The 9,699-nt window shown below is 67.1% G+C and carries 5 protein-coding genes; 2 read left to right on the forward strand and 3 right to left on the reverse strand.

Annotation, left to right across the window (positions count from 1 at the left end; genetic code table 11):
• Window positions 1-440 precede the first annotated feature (440 nt).
• Window positions 441-3,092: an Rne/Rng family ribonuclease gene (locus NS355_RS10990; protein WP_244489655.1), complete on the forward strand. Its 2,652-nt coding sequence runs from the start codon at window positions 441-443 to the stop codon at window positions 3,090-3,092.
• Window positions 3,093-3,317: 225 nt separating this feature from the next.
• Here NS355_RS10990 and NS355_RS10995 read toward each other — a convergent pair whose 3' ends face one another.
• Window positions 3,318-3,773, reverse strand: coding sequence for an Lrp/AsnC family transcriptional regulator (locus NS355_RS10995; RefSeq protein ID WP_058745760.1), 456 nt, complete (start codon window positions 3,771-3,773; stop codon window positions 3,318-3,320).
• A 114-nt stretch (window positions 3,774-3,887) separates the two neighbouring features.
• Between NS355_RS10995 and NS355_RS11000 the strand changes: the two genes are divergently transcribed.
• Window positions 3,888-5,102, forward strand: coding sequence for a methionine gamma-lyase (locus tag NS355_RS11000; protein WP_058745761.1), 1,215 nt, complete (start codon window positions 3,888-3,890; stop codon window positions 5,100-5,102).
• A gap of 192 nt (window positions 5,103-5,294) precedes the next feature.
• Here the strand turns inward: NS355_RS11000 and typA are convergent, their stop codons facing one another.
• Entirely contained in the window at window positions 5,295-7,136 is a 1,842-nt protein-coding gene (gene typA, locus NS355_RS11005; protein WP_058745762.1) for a translational GTPase TypA, read from the reverse strand.
• 151 nt (window positions 7,137-7,287) lie between these two features.
• Window positions 7,288-9,699: M16 family metallopeptidase (locus NS355_RS11010; RefSeq protein ID WP_058745763.1), on the reverse strand; the 2,412-nt coding region annotated here is incomplete at its 5' end.

Raw genomic sequence — 9,699 nt, forward strand, 5'->3', positions numbered from 1 at the left:
TAGCAGAGTCAAACTAATGCCGGACTTTCAGCAATTGGTTAACACGGAATTCGGCATGTTTCCGCCGCCCGATCGGCCGATTTCCGCCTGTTGCGCAAACGTTCCGATGATGCTAGCACTCCTGCGGACCCCGGCCTCGATCACCTCTCCCACGATCGGGACGGGGCCATCTCTAAAAGGGCTGGGACTGCGAGGATTTCGCGCCCGGACCAACCAGGTTGACGCTCGCATGACGCATATGATCCACCCCGCTGACCGACCGGCCTTTGCCGGTGGGATCGCGGTGTCGTGGGTCCGCACCGGCCCCGTTGCCGATGCTGCGGCTGCGACCGGCACGCATTCCGTTTTTTCCAGCGGACCGGCGCCCCGCGCCGCCGCCCACCTTATTTACCGCGCGCGACGGCTGCCGCCAGGCCCGGCGCGCGCGTGGAGACTTCACAATGACCACGCGTATGCTGATCGACGCACGCCACCGGGAAGAAACCCGCGTGGCCGTCGTCAAGGGTAACCGGATCGAGGAATTCGACTTTGAGTCGGCCGAGCGCAAGCAGCTCAAGGGCAATATCTACCTCGCCAAGGTGACCCGCGTCGAACCGTCGCTGCAGGCGGCGTTCGTCGATTACGGCGGCAACCGTCACGGCTTCCTGGCCTTTTCGGAAATCCACCCCGACTATTACCAGATCCCCAAGGAAGATCGCGAAGCCCTGCTGCGCGAAGAGGCCGAGCATGCCGCCGAAGAGGCCGCGCTGCGCGCCGAGCTCGACGCCGAGGAGGATGACGATCACGGGGATCACGACGGCGAGGATCATGACGATCACGCCGACGACCATCACGACGACGAAGACGGTGAGGCCGCGCCCCGCGCCCGCAAGTCGACCGTCAATGACGATCAGGTCGAGGCCCTGCGCCAGCGTCGCCAGAATCTGCGTCGCCGCTACAAGATTCAGGACGTCATCCATCGCCGCCAGGTGCTGCTGGTCCAGATCGTCAAGGAAGAGCGCGGCAACAAGGGTGCGGCGCTGACCACCTATCTGTCGCTGGCGGGCCGTTATTGCGTCCTGATGCCCAACACGTCGCACGGCGGCGGCATCAGCCGGAAGATTTCGAACGCGGCCGATCGCAAGCGGCTGAAGACCATCATGGCCGATATGCAGCTGCCCTCGACCATGGGCTGCATCGTCCGCACCGCGGGCCTTCAGCGCACCAAGACCGAGATCAAGCGCGACTTCGATTACCTCGCGCGCCTGTGGGACGGCATCCGCGAGAAGACGCTGCACTCGTCGGCGCCTGCGCTGATCTATGGTGACAGCGACCTGATCAAGCGGGCGATCCGCGACATCTACAATCGCGAGATCGAGGAAGTCATCGTCGAGGGCGAGGAAGGCTATCGCCAGGCGAAGGACTTCATGCGCCTGCTGATGCCTGCGCACGCCCGCCGGGTGAAGCAGTACGCCGACGCCGTGCCGCTGTTCCAGCGTGCGCATGTCGAGGATCAGCTGGCCGCGATGTACAATCCGGTCGTGCAGCTGAAGTCGGGCGGCTATCTGGTCATCAACCCGACCGAAGCGCTCGTCTCGATCGACATCAACTCCGGGCGTTCGACCCGCGAGCATAATATCGAGCAGACCGCGACCGCGACCAACCTGGAAGCCGCGCAGGAAATCGCGCGCCAGCTGCGTCTGCGCGACATGGCGGGCCTGGTCGTCATCGACTTCATCGACATGGACAACAACTCCAATGTCCGAAAGGTCGAGAAGGCGATGAAGGAGGCGCTGAAGAACGATCGCGCCCGTATCCAGGTCGGCCGCATCTCGTCCTTCGGCCTGATGGAAATGAGCCGCCAGCGCCTGCGCACCGGCGTTCTGGAAGCCTCGACCCGCCCCTGCCCGCATTGCGAGGGCACCGGCCTGGTCCGCACCGCTTCATCGTCGGGCCTGTCGGCGCTGCGCCTGATCGAGGACGAGGCCGCGCGCGGTCGCGGCTCGATCCTGACGCTGCGCGCCAGCCAGGAAGCGGCCGTCTATGTGCTGAACCGCAAGCGCGCCGACATCGCCGAGATCGAGGATCGCTACGGCGTGACCGTCGAGATCATCCCCGACCGCGAGGAAGAGGGTGCGCGCATGACGGTCGAGGCCTCGGGCCCGCCGCCCGCCTATGCGCCCAAGATCGATATGCTCCTGCCCGTCGAGGAAGATGAGGACGACCTGATCGACGAGGTCGAGGAGGAAGAAGAGGACGAGGTCGAGGAGGAAGCGACCGAGGCGCCCCGCCCGCGCGGATCGCGGGACGAGGGTGACGGCAATGGCCGCAAGCGCCGTCGCCGCCGTCGCGGTCGCCGCAATCGTGGCGAAGGTGAAGGCACCGAACAGGCCGAGGGCGAAGAACACGCCGATGAGGTCGAGCAGGACGGGGCCGAGCAGGACGAGACCGACGCCGAGGGCGACGCCACCGAGACGGTCGAAGCCACCGAGTCCGAGCCGCGCGAAGGCGGACGCCGCCGTCGCGGTCGTCGCGGTCGCCGTGGCGGTCGTCGTGGCGAAGGTGCCGCGAACGACACGGCCGAGGCCGCGACCGAAAGCGTGTCGGATGACGAGGCCTCGGACGCGCCGCTGCCGATCGTCGAGCCGATCGAGGCGGGCGATGCCGCACCGGTGACGACCCCGCTCGCGGTGGCCGAGGCCGAGGCGACCGACGCCCCCAAGACCCGCCGCCGTCCGCGCGCTCGCAAGGCCGCGCCGGTCGTCAGCGAGGCGGTCGAAACCCCGGTCGTCGAGGAAGCGCCCGCTCCCGTCGCGCCGGTGGCAGAGGTCGAGGCGGAAGCCCCCGCCAAGCCCAAGCGCGTCCGCAAGAAGGCGGCTCCGAAGGTTGCCGCCGAGGAAGCCGCGCCGGTCGCCGAGGCGGAAGCCGAAGCCCCGGCCAAGCCCAAGCGCGTCCGCAAGAAGGCCGCCCCCAAGGTCGCCGTCGAGCCGGTGGCCGAGGAAGCGCCTGCCGCCGAACCGGCTCCGGCCGAGGAACCGGTAGCGGCCGACGCCGACAACGCAACCGGGGAAACCCCGCGTCGCGGCTGGTGGCAGCGCACCTTCGGCGCCTGATCGCCCCGGTACCGAACGGCAAGACGCCCTCCTTCCCCAGCGGAAGGAGGGCGTTTTTCGTTGGGATATTCTTTCCCTTTCCTCCCCTGCAAGGGGGGTGGCAGGCCAAAGGCCTGACGGAGCGGTGTCACCTTTTTCGAGGGCGGGATGCCCCTCGAACCGGGACCCCCCTTCACCATGCTTCGCATGGTCCTCTCCCCTTACAGGGGAGGATTATTGGCCGGTTCAATCCGCCGGAAAGGTCCGACTGCTTTTCACCACCCCATAGGCGAAGGTCGTGTCCAGGCTGGCGATCCCGGCGATCGCGTGCATCTTGCGGCGGATGAACCGCTCATAGGCTTCCAGATCGGCGACGATCACGCGCAGCAGATAATCCGCGTCCCCGGTCAGCAGGTGACAGTCCATCACTTCGTCCAGCTGGCGGATCGTCTCTTCGAACTGCTGGACCAGATCGCGGGCATGGCGCTCCAGCCGCACCCGGATGAACGCGGTCACCGGTAGGCCATAGCGTTGCTGGTCGACGATGGCGCCATAACCCTGAATCACCCCCGCCTGTTCGAGCAGGCGCACCCGCCGCAGGCAGGGGGACGGCGACAGACCGACCCGCTCGGCCAGGTCCTGGTTGGTGAGGCGCCCGTCCTGCTGGAGCAGGCGGACGATCTGGCGATCCTTCGTGTCCATGCCCGATCTTAGCAGATTCTGCCAATTTAGGATGCACGATTGGCAAAGAACGCAATTTCGGCCCGAGGCTCCCGCTCTAGAATGGCGGTATCACGTAGAGAAAGCCTGTCCACCATGTCGACCCCCGCCCCCTTCGGTTTCGCGACCGCCGCCATCCATCATGGTTACGATCCCCAGGATCATGAGGGCGCGCTGACGCCGCCGCTCAACCTGACATCGACCTTCGCCTTCGAAAGCGCAGAGGATGGCGCGGCGCGCTTCTCCGGCGAGGCACCGGGCCATGTCTATAGCCGCATCTCGAACCCGACGGTCGACCTGCTGGAACGGCGCATCGCGCATCTGGAAGGGGCCGAGGCGGCGCTGGGCACGGCATCGGGCATGGGCGCGATCACCGCGACCCTGTGGACGCTGCTGCGCCCCGGCGACGAGATCCTGACCGATATGACGCTCTATGGCTGCACCTTCGCCTTCATGCAGCACGGGCTGGGCCGGTTCGGCATCCGCGTCACCCATGTCGACATGACCGACATCGCCGCGGTGGAGGCGGCGTTCGGGCCGGACACCAAACTCGTCTATTTCGAAACGCCCGCGAACCCCAATATGCGGCTGGTCGACATCCAGGCTGTGTGCGCCCTCGCCAAGGCGCATGGTGCGTGGAGCGTGGTCGACAACACCTATGCCACGCCGGTCATCACCCGCCCGATCGCGCTGGGTGCCGACTTCGTCGTCCATTCCGCCACCAAATATCTGGGCGGGCATGGCGATCTGGTGGCGGGTATGGTGCTGGGCCGGGCGGCGGATATTCAGCAGATTCGGCTGTTCGGCGTGAAGGACATGACCGGTGCGGTGCTGTCGCCGTTCAACGCCATGCTGATCCTGCGCGGCCTGAAGACGCTGGAACTTCGCGTGCAGCGTCATGCCGCCTCGGCGCAGGCGATCGCCGAGCGGCTCCAGGCGCATCCGGCGGTGCATGCGGTCCATTATCCGGGGCTGGAGGACTTTCCCCAGCATGACCTGGCCCAGCGCCAGATGGCCCTGCCCGGCGGTATGATCGCGTTCCGCCTGCGCGGCGGGTTCAAGGCGGGCAAGCGGGTGATGAACCGGCTGACCCTGATCCAGCGCGCCGTGTCGCTGGGCGATGCCGAGACGCTGATCCAGCATCCCGCGAGCATGACCCACTCCACCTATCCGGTCGAACAGTTGATCGCGCATGGCATCATGCCCGATCTGGTCCGGCTGTCGGTCGGGCTGGAGGATGTCCGGGATATCTGGGCCGACCTGGGTGCGGCGCTGGATGCGGAGCGGGACGCGCTGTCGCAGGCGGCGTGATCGTTCGCTGACGATCCTCCCCGGCGCGGGGAGGTGGCAGCCCGAAGGGCTGACGGAGGGGGATTTCCGCAAAGGACGTCGCTAGCGGCACGCCCCTCCACCATGCTGCGCATGGTCCCCCTCCCTGTGCCGGGGAGGATTTTTGGCCCGCCAACGAAAAAGGGCCGGACGTTTCCGTCCGGCCCTTCTCTCTTACGCCGCCTTCGAGCGAGCCGCGCGCTTGCGCTCGTTCGGGTCGAGGTAGCGCTTGCGCAGACGGATCGACTTCGGGGTCACTTCGACCATCTCGTCATCGTCGATATACGCGATCGCCTGTTCCAGCGTCATCTTCTTCGGCGGGGTCAGGCGGATGGCGTCATCCTTGCCGCCCGACGCGCGGAAGTTGGTCAGCTGCTTCGCCTTCATCGGGTTGACCTCGAGGTCATCCGTCTTGGCGTTCTCGCCGATGATCATGCCCTCGTAGAGCGCCTCGCCGTGACCGACGAACAGGATGCCGCGCTCTTCGAGCGGACCCAGGGCATAGCCCTGCGCTTCGCCGGCGCCGTTCGAGATCAGGACGCCGTTCTTGCGGCCTTCGATCTTGCCCTTGTGGGGGCCATACTTCTCGAACAGGCGGTTCATGATGCCGGTGCCGCGCGTGTCCGACAGGAACTCGCCGTGATAGCCGATCATGCCGCGCGAGGGGGCCGAGAAGGTGATGCGGGTCTTGCCGCCGCCCGAGGGACGCATGTCGGTCATCTCGGCCTTGCGCAGGTTCATCTTCTCGACGACCGTGCCCGAATATTCCTCGTCCACGTCGATGATGACGGTTTCATACGGCTCGGTCTTCTTGCCGTCCTCGTCCTCGCCGAACAGCACGCGCGGGCGGCTGATGCCCAGCTCGAAGCCTTCGCGGCGCATCGTCTCGATCAGAACGCCCAGCTGGAGTTCGCCACGACCGGCAACCTCGAAGCTGTCGCGGTCGTCGCTCTCGGTGACCTTCACCGCGACGTTCGATTCCGCTTCGCGCATCAGGCGGTCGCGGATCATGCGGCTGGTGACCTTCGAGCCCTCACGGCCCGCCATCGGCGAGTCGTTGACCGCGAAGCGCATCGACAGCGTCGGCGGATCGATCGGCTGCGCCTTCAGCGGCACGCTGACCGAGGTGTCGGCGATGGTGTTCGCCACGGTGGCGACCGCCAGGCCCGCCAGCGAGATGATGTCGCCCGCCTTGGCTTCGTCGACCGGAACGCGGTCCAGGCCACGGAACGACATGATCTTCGACGCACGGCCGGTCTCGATCACATTGCCCTCGGCGTCGAGCGCGTGGATCGCCTGGTTCAGCTTGACCGTGCCCGAGTTGACGCGGCCGGTCAGGATGCGACCCAGGAAGTTGTCGCGGTCGAGCAAAGTCACCAGGAAGGTGAAGGGCACGTCCTCGACCTCGACCTTCGGGGCCGGGACATGGTTCACGATCGTCTCGAACATCGGGATCAGCGTGCCTTCGCGCGCGTCCATGTCGGTCGAGGCATAGCCGTTGCGGCCCGAGGCGTAGAGCACCGGGAAGTCCAGCTGCTCGTCATTCGCGTCGAGCGAGACGAACAGGTCGAACACTTCGTCCAGCACTTCCTGGATACGCGCGTCGGCGCGATCGACCTTGTTGACGACGACGATGGGCTTCAGGCCCAGCGCCAGCGCCTTGCCGGTCACGAACTTCGTCTGCGGCATCGCGCCTTCCGACGAATCGACCAGCAGGACGACGCCGTCGACCATCGAGAGGATGCGCTCCACCTCGCCGCCGAAGTCGGCGTGGCCGGGGGTGTCGACGATGTTGATGCGGATCGACTCATCGCTGCCCGGAGGAGTCCAGTCGACCGAGGTCGGCTTGGCGAGAATGGTGATCCCGCGCTCCTTTTCCAGGTCGTTGGAGTCCATCGCGCGCTCTTCCACGCGCTGGTTGTCGCGGAAGGTGCCCGACTGGCGGAACAGCTGATCGACCAGGGTGGTTTTGCCATGGTCGACGTGCGCGATGATCGCCACGTTGCGGAGGCTCATGCAAATTTCTCTTGTTCGGAGGGTATGTCGCCGCGCGCCATAGCCGAAAGCCGAGCAAAGCGAAAGGGCGGCGCGGATATTGCGGCGCACAAAGGTGTTGGCAGGAAAAACGTGCGGGGAAGCGCCTGGTTCCTCCCGGGCACGGGGAGGATCACTTGGCCCTTGGCACCACCTTCAGCGTCCAGTCCATATCAGGCCGCAGATATTTCGCCGCGACCGCCTGCAGGTCCGCCGGACCGATCGACACGAAGTCCTGCGCCAGCCGCTTGGTCGCCTCGATCCGTTGCGGATCATAGGTCGCGCCGCCCAGCCGCTGCATCCAGAACAGATTGCCCGAGGCCATACGCGCGAGGCGCTGGGCCATGGGGCGCTTGATGCGTTGCAGTTCGTCGGCATCGATCGGCTTGGACGCTAGGTCGGCGGCGATCGCGCGGGCGGTCGACAGGAAGAAGTCGACCTTGTCGGGCGCGACCATGCCGATGGCGATCATCCGACCGCCGCCGGGCAGGCCGATCGGCCATTGGCTGGCGACCTGCGGGCTGTAGCTCGCCCCCGCCTGCGAACGCAGCCGATCGAACAGCCGGTCGGCGAAGACCTGCGCCAGCACGTCCAGCCGGTTACGGATGCGGTCATCGGCCGAGCCGCCGCCGGTCGGCCAGGCGATGACCGCCGCCGCCTGGTCGGCCGGGCCGGTATGCGTGCGGACGACGGGCGTGGCGACATGCGCGGGAAAGCGGATCGGCGGCACCGGGCCGGTCGCACCTTGACGCGCCGGGATCGCGCCGAAGCTGTCCGCCACCGCCTTGATCGCCTCATCCGCCTTCACGTCGCCGAATACCGACACCTCGATCGGGCCGGAGGCGAGCAGCGGCGCCCAGAGTGCCTTGAACGATTCCGGCGTGGTCGCCGCCACCGCGTCGCGCGGCGGCGTGCCCCAGCGAGGATCGCCGTCGCGCAGCAACCGCTCCAGATCATGGCCGAGCACGCCGTCGGGCGACGAGTCGAACCCGTCATAGCCCGCCAGCATCGCCGCCTTGGCCCGGTTGACCGGCGCCGCGTCCCAGCGCGGCGCGATCAGCTTGGCCGCCATCAGCTTGAGATTGTCGGCATAATCGCCGGGCGACGACAGCGCGTTGAAGGCGAAGGCATCGTCATCGACGTCGAAGTCCAGCCCCATGGTCCGCCCGGCGGTCAGCCGGTCGAGATCGCCCTGGTCGAACTTGCCGATGCCGCCCGCGACCAGCGCGAGGTCGGCGGCCCAGGCCGGGCTCTCCCGGGTCGCGGGCAGCGCGTCATAGCCGCGCCCGAACCGGACCCGCAGATAGACGCGTGCCGTCTCGCCGTCATTGGCGAACAACAACAGGCGCGTGCCGTTGGCGAACGTTACTTTCTCCAGCCCCAGCTCGGAGACTTTCTCACGCGACACGACCTTGCCGGGCGTACCCAGCTTAGGAAGCTGGGCGAAGGTCACCGCGCCCTGGCGACGGCGCTGCTCGGCGAGCGGGCGGACATCGGCCTTCAGCGCGGCGGTCAGCCGGGCGACCGCATCGGCTTGCACCGTGCGGGTGTTGACCAGCGCACGGGTCGCGGTGCCCTGGAAAATCTTGCGCGTCGAGGCCAGCACCGTGTCGGGCGTGAACATCTTCTTGTCGATGGCCTGGCGCAGGATCTGATAGCTCGTCTCCGGCGCGGTCACGGTTTCGCGAATGTCGAGCGCACCGACCATGTCGTCGGCCTGCTTCGACCCCGCCTCGACCCGCGACGTTTCGACCTGATTGCGCAGGATCGCGTCATAGTCGGCCAGTTCGCGGTCGATCTCGCCCTGCGTCGGCGGAGTCGCCATCGCATCGGCGATGACGGCGCGCACATCCTTCAGCGCGGCTTCCCAATTGTCGCCGATCGGCACGACATTGACCGTGGTGATATTGGCCGAGCGCGAGACGTCGTCGAGGGCCACGGCAGCCTGCAGGAAGCTGCCTCCGGCCCGCGCGCGATTCTCCAGACGGCGGCTGATCAGGCGCGCGGCGACCATGTCGACCATCCGCTTCTGATTGAAGATCGCGGTATCGTCCTGGTACTGCCATGGGCGCAGCACCGCCATGGCGACGACCGGCGGCATGGACGGCTCGACCAGCGCCCCCGCTGCGGCCGCATCGGCGGTCGGCTTGCCGAAATCGGGATCGGGCGGATTGGGGCCGATGCCCTGCCACGACCCGAAATTCTTGGTGACCAGCCTGGCCAGCAGCGCGGGGTCCATATCGCCCGAGATGATGACGGCCGCGCGTTCGGGACGATACCAGCGGTCGTGGAACGCCTTCACCGTCTCGGGCGTCGCGGCCTCCAGCGTCTTGAGCTGGCCGATCGGCGAACGCTCGGCCAGCGGCTGCCCGGCAAAGAAGGTCTCGCGCAGCTTGTCCGAATAGCGGACCTGCGGCCCCGGCTGCTCGCGGCGTTCGGCCAGCACGACCGGACGTTCGGCATTCAGCGACTGGGCAGTCAGCGAGGGCGCGGCCATCATGCCCGCCAGGATCTTCAGGCTCTCGTCCAGCCCCGCCTCGGTCGC

It is taken from the genome of Sphingomonas yabuuchiae (genome assembly GCF_001477495.1).
GTDB classification, from domain to species: Bacteria; Pseudomonadota; Alphaproteobacteria; order Sphingomonadales; family Sphingomonadaceae; genus Sphingomonas; species Sphingomonas yabuuchiae_A.

Excerpts from the sequence above, each read along its gene's own strand:
- NS355_RS11000 (WP_058745761.1), top strand. The coding sequence starts at position 3,888 with ATGTCGACCCCCGCCCCCTTCGGTTTCGCGACCGCCGCCATCCATCAT.
- NS355_RS10990 (WP_244489655.1), top strand. The coding sequence starts at position 441 with ATGACCACGCGTATGCTGATCGACGCACGCCACCGGGAAGAAACCCGC.
- NS355_RS10995 (WP_058745760.1), bottom strand. The coding sequence starts at position 3,773 with ATGGACACGAAGGATCGCCAGATCGTCCGCCTGCTCCAGCAGGACGGG.
- typA (WP_058745762.1), bottom strand. The coding sequence starts at position 7,136 with ATGAGCCTCCGCAACGTGGCGATCATCGCGCACGTCGACCATGGCAAA.